Raw genomic sequence first — 17,415 nt, 5'->3', positions numbered from 1 at the left:
CACGATCCTTTTCACATTCTACATTTCATTTAATTGCCAGTTGCAATTAAATGAAATAGATTTAATTGCAAGAAACAATTAAAACTAAATTGGAGAAGAAAATGGCAATCGTTACACTAAGACAACTACTGGATCACGCAGCAGAAAATGGTTATGCAGTTCCAGCTTTCAACATCAGCAACATGGAGCAAGGACTTGCCATTGTACGCGCTGCAGCAAAATGTAATTCAGGTGTCATCTTACAGGCGAGTATCAATGCTCGTAAAAGCTACGCAGGTGATGTGATGCTTTACAAGATGGTTTGTGCACTTGCTGAAATGTTCCCGAAAACACCAATCGTTCTTCATCAAGATCATGGCAATAGCGAAGAAACATGTCTGTCAGCAATTCGCCACGGCTTTACATCGGTCATGATGGATGGCTCATTGGAGCGTGATGCATCAACACCAAGCAGCTACGACTACAATGTAGATATTACTTCTCGTATCGCTCAATCTGCGCACTGGGTTGGTGCTTCAGTTGAAGGTGAGTTGGGTTGTATTGGCTCTTTAGAAACCGGTGAAGCTGAAGCTGAAGATGGCGTTGGTGCTGTTGGTATCCTTGAAAAGAGCCAGCTGCTAACAGACCCAGATCAAGCCGTTGATTTTGTTAAAAGAACAAAGGTTGACGCATTAGCGATCGCTTGTGGCACAAGCCATGGTGCTTACAAGTTCACTCGCAAACCTGATGGCGATATCTTAGCGATGAACGTAATCGAAGAAATTCACTCGAAGCTCCCAACGACTCACCTAGTTATGCATGGAGCTTCATCGGTTCCTCAATACTTACAAGATATGATCAATGAGAATGGCGGTGAAATGCCTCAAACATATGGTGTGCCAATCGAAGAAATCGAGCGCGGTATCAAACATGGTGTTCGCAAGGTAAATATCGATACTGATTGCCGTATGGCGATGTCTGGTCGCTTCCGAGAATTAGCGATGAAAAATCCGCAAGAGTTTGACCCTCGTAAGTTCCTATTAGCAGGAATGGATGAACTAACGACACTTTGTTTAAACCGATTTGAACGATTTGGTTGTGCTGGTCACGGTGACAAGATTACACCAATTTCTATGGATGATATGGCTGCACGCTACGCTAGCGGTGAGCTGTAATTCAAAGGAGTTCTATGTATGGGAAATTGTGTATTTATAGGCAGAAGCACGATTGATTTGATGAGCTTTGTTGAAGTGATGCCTGATCCTGATCAAAAGGTGAATGCGATTGCTGATTTTATTGGTGGTGGTGGGTCTGCACTCAATGCTGCCATTGCATGCAACGCATTAGGCTCTGATGTACACCTTTGGACATGTTTAGGTAAAGAGCACCTCTATAAATCGATAGTGACAGCAGAGCTTAATGAACACGAAATTTCGGTTGTGGATTTAAGTTTAGACGATGAATACCAGCTACCACTATCGAACATTATCTCTGCAAAGCAAACTGCATCTAGGCTCATCGTTAACGCCAGTCAGCCTGATTGCGAAAAGGTGATGAGTTTAGACCCTAAGTGGCTAGATAATGCAAAGCTCGTATTACTTGATCAATATGAGCATCCGTTTATTAGCGCAAACGTGCAAGCTTTGGCTGAGTTTACTGGGGATATTGTGTTAGACGCTGGTACTTGGAAATCGCACAGCGAACAGTTTTTATCTCTCTGTACTATTCCTATTGTTTCGGAGGAATTCACCAATGGTGACAAAGATAAAATGCAGGCACTTTGCGACCAATACGGGATCAAAAAGTGGGCAATGACGCTGGGTGACAAAGGTGTTTTTTATAGTGATGAGTCAAGTAGCGGGGTAATTCCTGCACCTAAAGTTGACGCTATCGATACGCTAGGTGCCGGGGATATTTTCCATGGAGCTTTTTGTCACTACTACTCGGAGAGTCAAGATTTTCGTGACTCTCTAAAGAAAGCCAGTCACATAGCGGCATTATCATGTACCGAATTAGGAACCAGATCATGGCTAAAACATATTCGCTAACGGGTGATGACATTGCAAGCGTTCCTCAACTGGTCGCCAACACCTACCAAGAGTCTGGGAAACAGGTTCTTGTCATTGGTATCTCTGGTGCACCAGCGACGGGTAAATCAACGTTGTCTGAATCCCTACTATCTGGACTGTCACAGTTAGGATTTAAAGCCCAACTGTGTCCAATGGACGGCTTTCACTACCCCAACTCAGTACTGAAAGAGAAAGGACTGACGTCAGTCAAAGGTAGCATCGAAACATTTGATGTAACCTCGTTGGCACATTTGCTTTCCGAAGCGGTGACGCCAAACACTGACGCATTCTTTTGGCCGAAATACTGTCGTGAGTTACACGATCCAATTGTTGAAGGTTTTTTAATTGAGCCGGACACTCAAATTATTTTACTCGAAGGCAATTACATCTACTCAACCGATGAAGACTGGCGACCTGTCAGTGATTTAATTGACTTAAAGATCTTTCTCACAGCAAGTGAGGAAGTACTCAGAGAGCGATTAATCTCAAGACACTTGGCTGGTGGAAAGTCGAAACAAGAGGCGCTCGATAAAACCGAGCGCGTGGATCTAGTCAATGCGTTAAAAATAAAACAATACGAATCAAACGCAGACTACGTAATCCAGACGCACTAGAACAGCGTCCCATGTACCCTACAATTCTCATGGAGAGATCAAATGATTCTTAGTGAAAGCAATAAGAAAATGTTCTTTTTGACATTCATTTGCGCCGCGGCAACGATTGGTGGATTCCTATTTGGAATGGACACCATAGTTATTGGCGGCACGATTACACAAATCACACAACAGTTTGAGTTATCGTCCTTACAACAGGGCTGGTATGTATCTTCAGCGCTCGTTGGCTGCCTATTTGGTAGTATAATTGCTGGCCCTATTGCGGACTATGCTGGGCGTAAAAAACCTCTGATGCTAGGTGCTATATTAGCTATCGTATCAGTGCTTGGTTGTATGTACGCAGACTCATTCAACTTACTGATTTGGGCTCGTATCATAGGTGGCTTTGGTATTGGTATCGCAACTGTAGTTTGCCCGATGTACATTGCAGAAGTTGCTCCAGCAAGACATAGAGGAAAACTCAGTAACTTATTTCAAGTTGCCATCGTTATCGGTTTAACGTGTTCGGTTGTTACCAACACACTTATTGTTGATTACAGCCAATCTGCCGTTGTCACTGGTCATTACCTGGATCACTTCTTTATTACTGAAAATTGGCGTGGCATGTTCTCTGTTGAGTTTTTGCCAGCAGTCATCTTCCTTGCTTTGGTCGTGTTTTTTCCAGAGTCCCCTCGTTGGTTGATATCTAAATCGAGAGAAAAAGAAGCAGCTAACATTCTCAAAAAGCTCCTAACTAAAGGCGAAGCGGAAGAAGCTATCATTGAATGTCGACAGGTAATTCGCTCTGAAAAAGCAGGATCGTACAAACAATTAGTCAAAAATCCTGTAATGCGCTTTGGCTTGATGACCGGTGTACTACTGGCCATCTGGTCTGAATGGTCTGGTGTGACTGTTGTTATGTACTACGGTCCAGTCATGCTAGAAGAAATTATGGGAAGTCAGGGGTCAGCACTTGGCGGATTTGGTTGGATTTGTCTAGTAAGTGTCATCTTCACCTCACTTTCAATGGTATTCATTGATAAAGTAGGCCGCAGAAAAATGCTGATAACTTCTGCACTTGGTTGTTTCGTTTGTCTTATCGGCCTAGCGATATTCTTCGACAGACCGGATACTCCACCGATGTTGATTGTTGGATTAATGGCGTTCTTTGTTGCCTTCACAGCACTAGGTTTAGGTCCTCTGAAGTTCACGATTTCAGCTGAGATTTTACCAACTTCAGTCCGTGGCCGCGCGGTCTCAATAACAACGGCAGCAATCTGGATTCAAGGTGTTATCTTGAACTCATTTACACCAGCTTTTAGAGAATCATTTGGAACATCGGCACTGTTCATCATGTTCGCGATTATCTTGCTTGGCCAAGTTTGGTTTGCCATCAAAATCCTTCCTGAGACAGCAAATCGCAGTTTAGAAAGCATCGAGAAAGAGTTAAAGCAACGATTTGATATAAAAGAGGTCGAAGGTAAAGAACTTCAACCAAAGCAAGTATAGCGATTAGTTGTTGTTAATATAGATAGAGCCTCCAGTATGTGGAGGCTTTTTTACTTTCACGTATATTCCCACTCACACCCTCTCTAAACCATTCACTCCTCATTATTACCATTCGTCGCATTGATAAAACTGCACGACAAATTCTAGTTAACCTTTCAACGTCAACATTTGAAAGGGATTAGAAATCATGGCTACTGCAAGTACTACTTATTCATTTACTTCTCAATTTAAGCGCTCATTTTTGATTGCGCTTGTTTCGTTTGCACCGTCGTTAGCTTTAGCGAACCCAAGTTCAGACGTTCTTGACATCTACAATCAAGCCGCGCAAGGCAATGAAGATCTGGTTGAGGTGGCTTACGAACGCCTGAATGACACGTTACAACAAGATGGCGCGACACCACTGACTTTGGTGTATTTAGGAAGCACAGAAACCTTAATGGGGCGTGACGCGTTCTTGCCTTGGAACAAGATGAAGTATGTGGAAAAGGGCTTATCAACCATTGATAAATCATTGGTTCTGCTTAAAAGCGAAGATCAACCGATTCATGAGCAACCTCGTGTTCAAGGGCTGCCAGATTCTTACCTAACTCGCGCCATGGCCGCCGTTACTTACACCTCTCTGCCAGACATGTTTAACCATTTCGATCGTGGTTATGACCTGTTCCTCTCGTTACTTGCGGAAGATGATTTCCAGCAACAACACTTCGCTGCGACCTCGTGGATTTACCGTTACGCAATCACGGCGTCGATTCGTGCTGAAGATCTTAAGCAAGCACAAGCGTGGCTAGAACAAATGGAAACTGCTGATGCTGGCAACATCGAGACAATGACGGCGAAGGCCCTAATAGCGAAAGCCAAATAACAGCTGCGAGTGCTAAATAGCGGTTTACTAAAGCTCATTAACAACTGCGAACGCTTAAGAATGATGGGTAATCAGAGGACAACGAAATGATTGAATTTAAAGGTATCGGCAAAGCGTATGTGACTGGCGGTCAACGTGTTGATGCATTAAACGGGGTCGATGGACACATCCAACGCGGTGAAATGGTGGCCTTGTGTGGGCCGTCTGGGTCTGGAAAAAGTACACTTTTGAATGTTCTTGGTTTGTTGGATATGGACTATCGAGGGCAAATCAATATTGATGACCAACCGTATCCGACAGAGCAAATCGCCGCTGCACGTTTTCGTCGTCAGTCGTTGGGTTTTGTATTTCAGCGTTTCAATCTTGTTCCTGTGATGACGGCGCTTGAGAACGTCGCTTATCCATTGATGTTGAACCAATGCTCGAAACAAGAACAACAGGCCAGAGCGCAAGACATGTTAGAGCGTGTTGGGCTAGGTGAATATGTGCATCATCGCCCAAATAATCTTTCCGGAGGCCAACAGCAACGTGTCGCGATAGCCAGAGCACTGATCCACAACCCAAGCCTAGTGATTGCCGATGAGCCGACCGCAAGCCTAGACAGTCACACCGCTAACCTAGTGATCGACATTATGAAAGAGCTCGGCCACGAAATGGGCACGACTTTTATTGTCGCAACGCACGATCCACGAATGGCACAGCGCTGCGATCGAGTCATTGAACTTATCGACGGTCAACTGGCGCCACAACCTGCAACCACGGAGGCAATCTCATGGGCAAGTTAACACAAAGAATGAGCACGTTTTTACTTCCAACTTCGGTGCGTTTGGCGTGGCTTAACTTATTAAGAAATGGCCGTCGTAGTTTGCTTTCAGTGTTGATAATCGCGATTGCCGTATTTGCACTGACTAGTGCGGGTGGTTATGGGCTTTATACCTACGAATCTTTGAGAGAGTCGACCGCTCGAGATACTGGTCATCTTACTTTGAGCACGCCGGGATACTTTGAACAAGATGAAGACATGCCGCTGAGCAATGGTCTAGACAAGGCTCAAGCGCTAACCAAGAGCATCATTGGCGATAGTGATGTGCGTGGTGTGCAGCCGCGAGTTTACTTCAGCGGTTTGGTTTCTAATGGCAGCAAATCGACCATTTTTATGGGAACGGGCGTGAATGAGCGTGAGTTTGACATGAAAGGTCCTTTCTTAGATGTGCGCAGCGGGCAAACCCTGTCGGATGTGAAATCACCAAGATACGACAGCCAAGAGCCACAAGTAATGCTGGGAACTGATCTTGCTCGTAACCTTAAAGTTGCCGTTGGTGATTGGGTGACACTGCTTGCCACTACCAGTGATGGCGCTTTGAATGCCTTTGATTTTAAGGTGCAGGGTATCTATTCGACAGGGGTGCCTGAGCTGGATAAGCGTCAGCTGTATGTTCATATCACCACCGCACAAGAGCTTTTGGCCTCAGACAAAGTCAGTACCTTGTCGGTGTTCCTATTTGAAACCAACAAGACCTCGACTGTTCAACAGCGTATTCAAACTGCTTTAGATCGAAATAGCGCTAGCCAAAACGATCAAGGCACAGAGATCGAGATCACTCCGTGGCAAGATCGCGCGTTTTTCTACACCAAGGTTAAAGATCTTTACGACCGGATCTTCGGCATCATGGGTGCGGTGATGGCATTGGTGGTATTCGTGTCGCTGTTTAACACCATGACCATGTCGGTGACGGAACGCACTCGTGAAATCGGCACCTTGTCGGCACTGGGTAGTTACCCCTCTGAAATCGTCGCAGGCTTTTTAAAAGAGGCGGGGTTACTGGCACTGATTGGCAGTGCGATTGGCGCAATCGTGAGTGGCTTAGTGTCGCTGTTATTGCTGGTGGTTGATATACAAATGCCACCACCTCCGGGTCGAAGCGAAGGCTACCCACTCAACATTTACTTCTCATTAGAATTGGTTGGTTACGCCACCTTAGGTGTGCTGACGATATGTTTGCTGGCTGCTTATTTCTCTGCTCGCAAAGGCGTGAATAAGCCAATCACGGAGGCACTGGTTTATGTGTAAATTAACTCGTTCATTCAATACCTTGGGTTTGGCTTTCGCGTTGGGCTCTGTGTTGGTTTTGGCTCTAGCATCAACTCCAAGCTGGGCAGTCGATTCACAACAAGCCACTGATATGATCGCTAAGGCCGATAGCTACCGTTTGAACAGTGCACAAGCGTCTAAGGTGGTTTCTTTGGTGGCGCTGTATCAAGACGAACAGCTCGATAAAACCCGTGAGTACAACGTCTACACAAGACCAAACCGAGAGTCGTTGGTCGTGTTCAAATCGGCTGTCGAGGCAGGTCAGAAGATGCTGATGATTGAAGATAATTACTGGCTGTTGATGCCGAAATCGCGCCGACCAATTCGTATCACACCGATGCAAAAATTGTTGGGTGAAGCCTCGGTGGGCGATATCTCGACACTCACTTGGAGCGAAGACTACCAAGGTGAGTGGGTTGCCGAGCAACAAGTTGAGATGCCGACTGGCGAGACACTCGATACCCATCACTTAAAGCTCGCGGCGAAAACCAAGGGTGCTAGCTATCAATCGATTGATCTGTGGTTAACGGCAGACCGAGCGTTTCCAGTTAAAGCGGATCTGTATCTGCGCTCAGGAAAGCTAGCCAAGCAAGCTTGGTTTACTGAAGGCGAGCGTGATGGATTACCAACAGTGGTGTCGATGACCTTGCTCGATAAGATACAGCCAAGTAAGAAAACCGTGATTGAGTATCGCGAAGTGATTGAACAAAGCTTGGCTGATAAGTACTACAACCCTGCGTATCTATCTCGTAATAGTGTGTCTGGGCTGTAGGAGGGTGCCATGAAAGCTATCAACCGCAAGTATCACATCAAGTATTCAGTTGCTACCTTGCTTGCATTGTCTTGTGTGAGTAACACGATTCAAGCGGACGATCTGAGCTTGGCGTGGGACTGGCAACTGAGTGCAGAAGCCGTTGAATCGAGAGAGTCGCCATTCAGCCCTTTAGCGTCTGATAATCGTCAGTCATTCAATGGCTTGCTGGATCTTGAGGTTGGATATGGCAATTGGCTTGGTCTGTTCGCAGTGAAAGCCAACGATATTCTAAGCAACAACCCTCAGCAACAAGACGCGAGCTTTGAGTCTGAATTCATTGTGCGTGAGTTGTTTTGGCAAGGTGGTGTCGAGCTGTCGAATTCCGTCGTTGGTGATCACTACCTCGATGTCACGCTTGGCAAGGTTCGTTTGGATTGGGGCGTGGGTTATGGCTACCGACCGTTAGACATCATCAAGCCGTATCGACAAAACCCAGTGGGTATTGTCGCAGAAGAGGGCGCGGGTGTAGCTTCGGCGTCATTGTTCGATATGACGGGTGAGTGGACACTGCTTTACAGCGATTCATCATGGACTTCCCAAGATGTAAATGAATTCGAAAAGCAGAACCAGCAACAAGGATTTGGGTTACGTCGTTACAACCTTGTGGGTGACTATGAGTATCAATGGGTCGCTTATTATGACGATGTACGCCACGGCTTGCTTGGGGCGAGTTTAGTGTCGGTGTTGAACCTCGCTTGGGAGTTTCATGGTTCGATGGTTTATCAGCGACAAAGCCTTGGCTACAGTCAGCCGGATTTAATGCTTAAACCGGTTTATCTTGAAGAGCAGGGCGAAGCTTATCAAGCGTTAGCCGGATTAACATGGGCCAATGACACTGGCCACAATGTGGTGTTGGAATACTGGTTTGATAGCCGAGCGTGGAGTCATTCTGAGTGGCAAAGCGCAATAGAAAGTGCCGAGTCTTTGTCGGTTAATCCGATGACAGCATCACTGGCTAGTTCTTACGCTCAAGGGTACCAACACGCCAATTTGGTTCAGCACAACATCATGTTTCACTGGTCTCTGGATTCGACACATGGCTGGCTTGAAGATATCACGCCAACGTTTGATGTAATGTTGTCTCCACAAGATGGCGGTTTTATTGCAACTCAGTGGCTCAACTATCAGGCTTTAGATAATGGCAATTCATCGTTGGATTTGGAACTTGCTGCACGCTTTCTAGGTGGTAAAAGTGATTCTGCTTACGCCAACTTACCCGATAGTCATATGATTCTTTTAAATATCAAAGGACGATTTTAATGAACACTTCTCCAAACCGTCAGGCTTCATGGATCAAAAGCTTTACGCTGACCACTCTGTTTTGTTTCGTTATTGCCGTCACTACACAAACGATTTGGGGCGGCGACTTTGTGGTCAATCTCGCGATAAGTTTTGGTTTTGGTTATAGCGCAGTAGGTTCCTCTTTTATTCTGGTTAAGTTGTTTAAAACAGAATCCAGGGTATTTGAAGTGGGTATCTCAATGGTGATCGCGATGACCTTTGGTACCTTGAATGCGCACTACTGGTTAAACGGATATTTCGGAACCAATATTTCTGACCTTAAATCCGTAGTCTTGCTCGGTGTGATCTTCTGTTCGGTTTGTTATTACTATTTCTATACCCGAGAGCAACAACTACGCGCTGATAACGAATTGGAAGTGGCCAAGCGTCGTCAGGCCGATCAAGAGAAGGTAGTGGTGCTGAGTCAGCTTAAGCAACTGCAAAGCCAAATTGAACCGCACTTCTTGTTCAACACACTTGCGACCATCAATGTGTTGATAGAGAGTGATAGCGCGAAAGCCAAGTTGATGCTCGAAAAACTCACCGACTTGTTGCGTGTGACTTTGAAAAACAGCCGCACTGAGCAATCGACCATCGCACAAGAGGTCGACTTGTTAGACGCTTATCTTAATATCCAAAAGATACGTTTGGGTGAGCGCTTAGCGTTCTCGATTGAAACACACGAGATTAGCGATTTGCAGGTGATTCCCCCGTTCTTGATTCAACCTTTGGTCGAGAATGCACTCACGCACGGTATCGAACCCAAAGCGGCGGGTGGCCAAGTGAATATCCGTATTACTCAACAAGCTGAGCAGTTGAAGATTGAAGTGTCAGACAGTGGTTCAGGGCTGAAAACGCCTTCTGCGAATACGGGGCATGGTGTTGGGTTAAGCAATATTCGTCAAAGAATCGAAACCCTTTATGGCGATAAGGCGAGCCTAACGATTACTGAACAAGCTGAGGGCGGGGTAGTTTCTACGATCTTGTTACCACTGACTGACGCAGCCGCTTAGAATTACAGCCCCAAAAGCACAGAATAGTGACGAAAAACAGACGATTTACAGTGTGAATTTAAAGGACTAACCATGAACAACCCAGCAATACAGCCGAGCGTAACGGCGATTATCGCAGACGATGAAGCACTGTTAAGGCACCATCTCGACAAGAGTTTGGCTGAGGTTTGGCCGGAGTTAGAGATCGTCGGTAAGGCACAAAACGGTTTGGAGGCGATGCAGAGTATTCAGCAGCTTAAGCCAGACGTGGCTTTTCTCGATATTCGTATGCCTGAGCTGGATGGAATATCACTAGCGAAACAACTCAACAAGCTAGATTCGCCGCCATTGATTGTGTTCATTACGGCTTATGACGAATACGCAGTTAAAGCCTTTGAACACAATGCTATGGATTACCTGCTGAAGCCAATCAACGAAGAGCGTCTACTCGCTACCTGTCAGAAGGTTCAAGTACGTCTGTCGAGCAATCAAACACAATCAGGTATTACGCCAGAACAGCCCGATATCACGGCGTTAATGGCTCAGCTTCAACAGCTATCACAATCGTCTTCCCAGCAAACGCAGCCTCCTTATCTATCGCAGCCCCTTTATCAACAGCAGAAGAAACATCTAACGTGGCTCAAGGCTAGCGTTGGAGAAGACATTCACCTAATCGCCGTCGATGATGTGGCTTACTTCAAAGCGGAAGACAAGTACGTGTCTATATTTAAAAAGGGCCAAGGCGGTTTGCTAGAGGAATTTATTCTTCGCGTGTCTCTAAAAGAGCTGATCGCCCAGCTCAATCCTGATGAATTTTGGCAGATCCACCGCTCGGTGGTGGTTAAAGTGTCGGCCATTGATAAGGTGAAGAAAGGGCTGTCAGGCCAGATGTCGGCGTATGTGTCAGGCGAGAAGCTACCGATCAGTCGCGCTTCGCAAGCTCTTTTTAAAGGGATGTGAGAAACCTGTTTAAGGGAATTTAATAAATCAGTTTTAAGGGATGTGAAATCACCCGATCTATAACCTATGACTATCAGATTGTGTAATTTATAAAATTGACAGTTTCATGCATGTTTAGATTGTCTCTCAAAATTTAAATGACTGAATTTATATGAAATTATTATGCTATTGCGATCGGATATATTGGAGGAAAGCCCTTCAAAGAGATCGTTATGAAAGCATACTATTTAGTCGTCGTATTGAGCTCCACATTGCTAGGTTGCAGCTCTACTCCTCAACAACAAACGTTATTGAAATCTGATCCATACTGGGTCAAAGGAGAGTTAGATAACGGATTAACCTACCATGTCTACCCTGACCAAGAACAACCGGTCTCGGTACGCTTACTCGTGCATGCCGGATCTTTGCAAGAGAGCGAACAACAGAAAGGATACGCCCACTTTGTTGAGCATATGGCGTTTAATGGCAGCAAGAACTTTTCAGGAAATGAGGTGGTCGAGTTATTTGAGCAATCTGGTGCCAGTTTTGGTGCAGACTTAAATGCTTATACCTCTTACCAAGAAACCCTCTATAAATTAGATCTGCCCGACAATAAGAACCTAGACAAAGCGCTGGCTTGGTTTAGAGACATTGGCGATGGTTTACTGCTGTCCGAAGCTGAAATCGAAAAAGAGAAAGGTGTGATACTTGGAGAGTTTCGATACACGCGAGTTGAAGATAAACCTCTCTCGTTTAAGTTCTACGATCATCTGGTTGAAGGGACGACTTACCAAAGTAACGATCCTATTGGCAATAAAGAATCCGTTTCTAAAGCGAATGTTCAAGAATTAAAGAACTATTACCAAACCTGGTATCAACCTCAGTTAACCGAAGTGATTGTCTCTGGTGATATCACACTGGCAGAAGTGATCCCTTTGATTGAAGACACTTTCTCTGATTGGCAAAGAGGCACAACACCGGTTCCCGTGAAGAACACGTCAGTGGATTACAATACTCAAGATTTTGTGGCGTATGGATCTGCTGTCGAGCCACCGAGCATCGGGATAGTCATTGATCGTGGGGAAAGAGTGACACAGAGCCATGAGCAACAACATCAGCTTTGGTTAGATGATATTGCTCAACAACTTATCCAACAAAGGTTGAATTCTGACTTTGTTGACGCTGCGTTACCTGTGCAGTGGGTTTTTTCAACACCCTACTTATTAGAGTACCAAAGGTATTCGATTACTACGGTAAGTTTTCCTGTTGGTAGCCGAGAGCAAAGTCAGCAGCAGTTTGTTTCTACTCTCGCCTCTTTGCGTGATTATGGCGTAAGTGAATATGAGTTGGCGAGTGTGCTTCAGCAATACCAAGCGAACCTTGACGATATTCAACTAAACTGGGATCAAATGGATGCTGTGGCTCATGCTGATGGTAAATCGACAGCATTGGTGATTAACCAACCCGTTCAATCACAGCTTGATTATAAGTCGAGCTTGAAAACATTTCTTGCGAATACGGATCTCGAGGCCGTGAATGATAACTTAGATGATTTGCTTTCTAGCCCTTATATTTTGGGGTTAGGTTTATCTTCTAAGGAAGATCTTCAAGCCATGGAGAATGAGCTAAAAGATGTCAGAAAAGCCTATAAAAAGACGGGTAACAAACCACTGCTCGTTACCGCAAGTTCTGCGTTTAGCGTGCCAGAATCTCAAGGCGACATTGTGAAACAAATTCAGGTGAGTGAGGATCCTAACTTACAGCAATGGACATTGAGCAATGGTATCGAGGTTTGGTATTTACGAAACCCTGAGGTGGGTAATAATGTTGGCGTTTATTATGCCAGTGAAGGTGGAAAGTCAGCCCTAGATCCTTCTTTATTTGCTGCGCTAGAGGTGGTCACTCCAGCTTCGAATCGCAGTGGCGTTGGTAAATTCAGTGGCTCGGAATTAAATTCCCATTTGAAACGTAAAGACATCCAAATTTACCCCTTCATTAACTTCACTCATCACGGGTTGGAAATAAACACTAAGAAGAAGACGCTCGCAGAAGGCTTGGCTGCACTGTATACCATTGTGACCGAACCTAAAATCGACAGCGATCAGCTTGAGGCAGTGAAGTCTGAATTCACGCAAGGTCGTACTGCCTACCTAGAAACCCCATTGGGACAGTTTACCCAGATGGTGAATCGCAACAGCTATCAAGATAGCAGTCGTCATATCATGTTGGAAAGTGAAGATGTTGAAGCTGTTACACCTCAAGATATACTTGATATACAGCATCAACTCTTTCAGAAGTTAAGAGACAATACGCTTGTCATTGTTGCTGATATTAAGCCATCTGAAATTAAGCCCCTCGTACGCCAATATGTTGCTTCATTGCCACTAGAAGCGATTGAATCTCCTAATTATGAGGTGGCTTATAAAACGGATTCAGAAGAGCGAATAGATGTATCGATCAACAATGAAGACAGCAGTCAGTACTTGTTGCGTGTAATTTCCCAGCAAGCTCGGGATAAAACAGCAAAAGATGTGTTTATGGATGATATGCTGCAGCGCGTATTGTCGAGTCGCCTAACGGCTTATGTTCGTGAAGAGTTAGGCTTGGATTATGCACCTTACGTGTATTCGGTCGCTCAAGACAGTGAGCCAAGTTACGACTGGTTGGTGGGCTCCTTAACAGCCCCTGAAAACTTAGATCAGGTTGAACAGGCGATCGATAAAATTATTGCTGAAGCTGTCAAAGGGATCTCTGAAGAAGAGACTCGAACGGCAGCTAAACAGCTAGTGGCTGACCTCACGCCACTTCAATATAAGCCTACTCAACAAGCTTGGTTTATTTCACGTTACTTAATTCATGACTATGGTGTTGAGGCACTGTTTGACTTACAGGGAACGACAGATTCAATTTCTAGTAAAGATATGACTGAGTATGCTAAAGAAATTTTTGGAGATAACAGCTACCAGTTGAAGAACTTGTTAAGGCCACAAAGTTAAGCTGATTGAGTAAAGTGACTTTTTAGAAAAGTCGCTTTCCACCCCAAAATATATAATGTCGAACCTAAGCCAAATGCACCGTCATTTGGCTTTTTTCGCTGAGGCCAGTTGTAAATTTAATTGGTTACTCTGAAATGCCGCAACTACAACTACAACTACAACTACAACTACAACTACAACTACAATCGTTACCTTATAAACAAGATGGTGATTTATAAAATATAGCTTCAGATCACAAAGATACTCATTCAGTTCAGTATTAAATAATAATCATTAACTCAAGCTGTATATTGTCGATGAATGACATTAAGAGGTTGTTATGAAAACATATTATTTAGCGACGGCATTATGCCTTGCCTTAGTTGGCTGTAGCTCAACATCAAAAACGAATGAAACCTTCATCCAACCGGATCCGGCTTGGACTTCAGGCCAACTAGAGAATGGCTTTACCTACCATGTCTACCCTGATCATGAAGCGCCTGTTTCTGTTCGTTTAGTTGTGCATGCGGGTTCGATTCAAGAGACGTATCAACAAGAGGGTTATGCACACTTCGTTGAACACATGGCATTCAATGGCAGTAAGAATTTCTCTCAAAACGATGTGATTGCTCTATTTGAAGATGCTGGCGCTAGTTTTGGTGCTGATATCAATGCCTACACCTCTTATGAAGAGACGGTATATCAGCTAGACTTGCCCGATAACGTCCAATTACAGTCAGCCCTAACGTGGATGCGAGACATCGGTGATGGATTGGATCTCACCAGTTCAGAAGTTGAAAAAGAAAAAGGTGTGGTCCTTGGGGAGTTTCGCATGGCTCGCCTTGATGATAAGTCATTCCCAGAAGTGTTTTATGACCACTTTATTGAAGGTGGTCCGTATGAATCTCAAGATGCATTGGGAACGAAAGAGTCGGTTGTAAATGCCACTTCTCAAAGCCTAACTGATTTTTACCAGACTTGGTATCAACCTCAAATCGCAGAGCTTGTTGTTTCAGGTGATGTGGACATCGACACCGTGATCCCATTAATCGAAGCGAAGTTTTCTAGTTGGCAGCGTGGTGCAACGCCTAAACCCGTCAAACAGAAAGTCACTACTTTCAACGAAGGTGACTATGTTGAGTATACGAAGAGAGAAGCCCCAAGTATTTCACTGACGTTTAACCGAGGTTCAAACATCGTTGAAACTCACGCTCAACAGCACCAACGTTGGTTGGATGAAACCTCTCAATTACTGATTCAACAACGACTTGAGGCGGTATTTAATGATGCAGCATTGCCGACTCAATGGATAGCGTCAGACAGTCTTGAAATGGGTGCTCTGCTTTATTCATCAACCAGTATTGGGTTCCCTGTTGGAAGTCGTGAAGTGACTCAGCAAAAGCTGCTCTCTACGCTGGCGTCATTGCGTGATTACGGTGTTTCGGAAGCTGAAATTGTCGGTGAGCAACACTACTACCAAAACTTACTCAATAATATTGAGCATGACTGGGATAAAGAAGACGGTGTCGATCACGCGAACAACAAAGCAAGTGCTTTAGTGACTGGTCGAATCGTTCAATCACAGAAAGATTATCAGGCAAGTATGGGGGCTTTCATTGCCAACTTCAGTCTTGAAGCTATTAATGACAACATAAACAGCATACTTTCTGGTGATTATTTCATGATCATTGGCATGAATGAGACTGAAAACAGAGCCGCAATCAACAACTCGTTAGAGAGCTTAAAAGCCACTTATCGTCAGATGGGCAGCGCGCCGTTAACTGCAGCGACGGGGAGTGCCTTTGCAGTACCGAGTTCGCAAGGCGATATTGTGCTGGTTGAACAAACATCTGTCGACCCATACATCCAAAAATGGACGCTAAGTAATGGCATTGATATGTGGTACCTACGCGACTCACTGGCGAATGATGATGTTGGCGTAATGTACATGAGCTTGGGTGGAAAGGCCGCTTTGGATCCAAGCTTATACCCAGCGGTTGAGGTTGCATTACCTACTTTTGCTCGAAGTGGTGTGGGTGATTTGACCGGTTCTGAACTTCACGCGTATCTTGACCGTGAAAATATTCAAGCCGACTCTTTTATTGGCAACACTCGTCATGGTGTTGAATTTAATATCCCAAAAGATGGGCTTAAAGATGCGTTTGCTGCACTTTATACATTCATAACTGCGCCCAAAATTAATCCAGAGCAGTTAGAGGCGGTAAAGCAGGAATTTGTACAAGGTCAAGAGTCTTTCTTAAGAAGTCCGGCTGGCCAGTTTGAGCGTGCGATAAACCAAAATATTTATCGTCAAGAAAGCCGTCACCGCTTTGTCGATAAAGCGCGAGTTGAAGCAGTTTCTGTTGAAGATATCCGCACTGTTCACCAGCAATTGTTTGGTCAATTGAGACGCAATCAGTTGGTGGTCGTTGGTGATATTGATCCAAGTAAATTGAAGCCTTTGGTTCAGCAATATTTGGCTTCGATTCCGTTGGAAAAAGCTGCTGTGCCGGACTTTAAAATGGCTTATAAGGAACCCGCGCAAGCTCGTATTGATTTAGCCATCAACAATGTGAATAGCGCAGAGTACATCCTACGAGTTATCTCTGAGCCTAGCGTTGAAGTTAAAATGTCGGCAAAAGATGTTTTCATGGAAGACTTACTGCAACGCTTGTTGGCGACTCGTTTAGATACTTATATTCGTGAAGAGTTGAGTTTAGACTACTCGCCTTACGCGTATATAGCATCGCAAGATAGTGAGCTGTCGAGTGAATGGGTTATCGGTGCAATGATAGCGCCAGAAAGCATAGATGAAGTCGAAGTGGCGATTGATAAGGTGATTGTGGATCTTTTACAAGGTGTCTCGCAAGATGAAATGCGAGCGGTAGTAAAACAGTTTGAAGCGGATTTCACGCCTTTAGAGGTGAGTTCAATCGACCAAGCGTGGTATCTGTCTCGCTACCTACTTCATGGTTACGGTGTAGAAGCGTTATCTCAAGTTAAGGGCGTGGCGAGATCGATTTCCACTGAAGAGATGAATGATCTGATACAGCGTGTTTTTGGTGAAAATAGCCGCAAGGTTAAGAACATCATGCGTCCTAAAGCCTAACGTAGAGCGTGAAAACGATAGCCAAAAGTGCTTCGACAAATACCCCATTAAAGCCAAGCATTCATTGCTTGGCTTTTTTTTTTGACGACTTTGGATGCGTGAATACAGCGCTAGGAGGTCAGCAATTGTCAGCGTAGTGTCAAATGTGTTCGGTTGTGTTTCTAAATCAATTGTAACTTTCATAGCTGTTATATATTGTCG

13 protein-coding genes are annotated in these 17,415 nt (G+C 44.7%); all 13 read left to right on the top strand.

The window, feature by feature from the left end:
* Window positions 1-101: 101 nt before the first annotated feature.
* The 13 genes from fba (at window position 102) to OCV30_RS16875 (ending at window position 17,214) form a co-directional block, all read left to right on the top strand.
* Complete coding sequence (gene fba, locus OCV30_RS16935; RefSeq protein WP_004732628.1) at window positions 102-1,154, top strand: class II fructose-bisphosphate aldolase; 1,053 nt, start codon at window positions 102-104, stop codon at window positions 1,152-1,154.
* 18 nt (window positions 1,155-1,172) lie between these two features.
* Window positions 1,173-2,027, top strand: a complete 855-nt coding sequence (locus tag OCV30_RS16930; protein ID WP_004732631.1) for a PfkB family carbohydrate kinase — start codon at window positions 1,173-1,175, stop codon at window positions 2,025-2,027.
* Window positions 2,006-2,662 carry a nucleoside/nucleotide kinase family protein gene (locus OCV30_RS16925; RefSeq protein ID WP_004732633.1) on the top strand — a complete coding sequence of 219 codons (657 nt, stop codon included), beginning with the start codon at window positions 2,006-2,008 and terminating at the stop codon, window positions 2,660-2,662. Before OCV30_RS16930 ends, OCV30_RS16925 begins: the two co-directional genes overlap by 22 nt.
* Before the next feature lie 42 nt (window positions 2,663-2,704).
* The gene (locus OCV30_RS16920) at window positions 2,705-4,150 is read left to right on the top strand and encodes a sugar porter family MFS transporter (protein ID WP_004732634.1); all 1,446 of its coding nucleotides are present in this window, start codon (window positions 2,705-2,707) and stop codon (window positions 4,148-4,150) included.
* A 187-nt stretch (window positions 4,151-4,337) separates the two neighbouring features.
* On the top strand, window positions 4,338-5,012 hold the full coding sequence (locus OCV30_RS16915; protein WP_065677979.1) for a hypothetical protein: 675 nt from the start codon (window positions 4,338-4,340) through the stop codon (window positions 5,010-5,012).
* 86 nt (window positions 5,013-5,098) lie between these two features.
* Entirely contained in the window at window positions 5,099-5,797 is a 699-nt protein-coding gene (locus tag OCV30_RS16910) for an ABC transporter ATP-binding protein (protein ID WP_065677980.1), read from the top strand.
* Window positions 5,785-7,083, top strand: coding sequence for an ABC transporter permease (locus OCV30_RS16905; RefSeq protein ID WP_065677981.1), 1,299 nt, complete (start codon window positions 5,785-5,787; stop codon window positions 7,081-7,083). Before OCV30_RS16910 ends, OCV30_RS16905 begins: the two co-directional genes overlap by 13 nt.
* Entirely contained in the window at window positions 7,076-7,876 is an 801-nt protein-coding gene (locus OCV30_RS16900; RefSeq protein WP_065677982.1) for an outer membrane lipoprotein-sorting protein, read from the top strand. The genes OCV30_RS16905 and OCV30_RS16900 overlap by 8 nt, the downstream gene beginning before the upstream one ends.
* 9 nt (window positions 7,877-7,885) lie before the next feature.
* Window positions 7,886-9,178 carry a hypothetical protein gene (locus OCV30_RS16895; protein ID WP_065677983.1) on the top strand — a complete coding sequence of 431 codons (1,293 nt, stop codon included), beginning with the start codon at window positions 7,886-7,888 and terminating at the stop codon, window positions 9,176-9,178.
* Entirely contained in the window at window positions 9,178-10,212 is a 1,035-nt protein-coding gene (locus OCV30_RS16890) for a sensor histidine kinase (RefSeq protein ID WP_065677984.1), read from the top strand. Before OCV30_RS16895 ends, OCV30_RS16890 begins: the two co-directional genes overlap by 1 nt.
* A 72-nt stretch (window positions 10,213-10,284) precedes the next feature.
* The gene (locus tag OCV30_RS16885; RefSeq protein ID WP_065677985.1) at window positions 10,285-11,151 is read left to right on the top strand and encodes a LytR/AlgR family response regulator transcription factor; all 867 of its coding nucleotides are present in this window, start codon (window positions 10,285-10,287) and stop codon (window positions 11,149-11,151) included.
* A gap of 212 nt (window positions 11,152-11,363) precedes the next feature.
* A complete protein-coding gene (locus OCV30_RS16880) occupies window positions 11,364-14,126 on the top strand; it encodes a M16 family metallopeptidase (RefSeq protein ID WP_065677986.1) in 2,763 nt (920 codons plus the stop codon).
* A gap of 319 nt (window positions 14,127-14,445) precedes the next feature.
* Complete coding sequence (locus tag OCV30_RS16875) at window positions 14,446-17,214, top strand: insulinase family protein (protein WP_065677987.1); 2,769 nt, start codon at window positions 14,446-14,448, stop codon at window positions 17,212-17,214.
* The last annotated feature ends 201 nt before the right edge of the window (window positions 17,215-17,415 follow it).

This window comes from Vibrio atlanticus (assembly GCF_024347315.1).
In the GTDB taxonomy this organism is placed as follows: Bacteria; Pseudomonadota; Gammaproteobacteria; order Enterobacterales; family Vibrionaceae; genus Vibrio; species Vibrio atlanticus.
The sequence above is the reverse complement of the archived record's forward strand: the minus strand, read 5'-3'. Positions and strand labels throughout refer to the sequence as shown.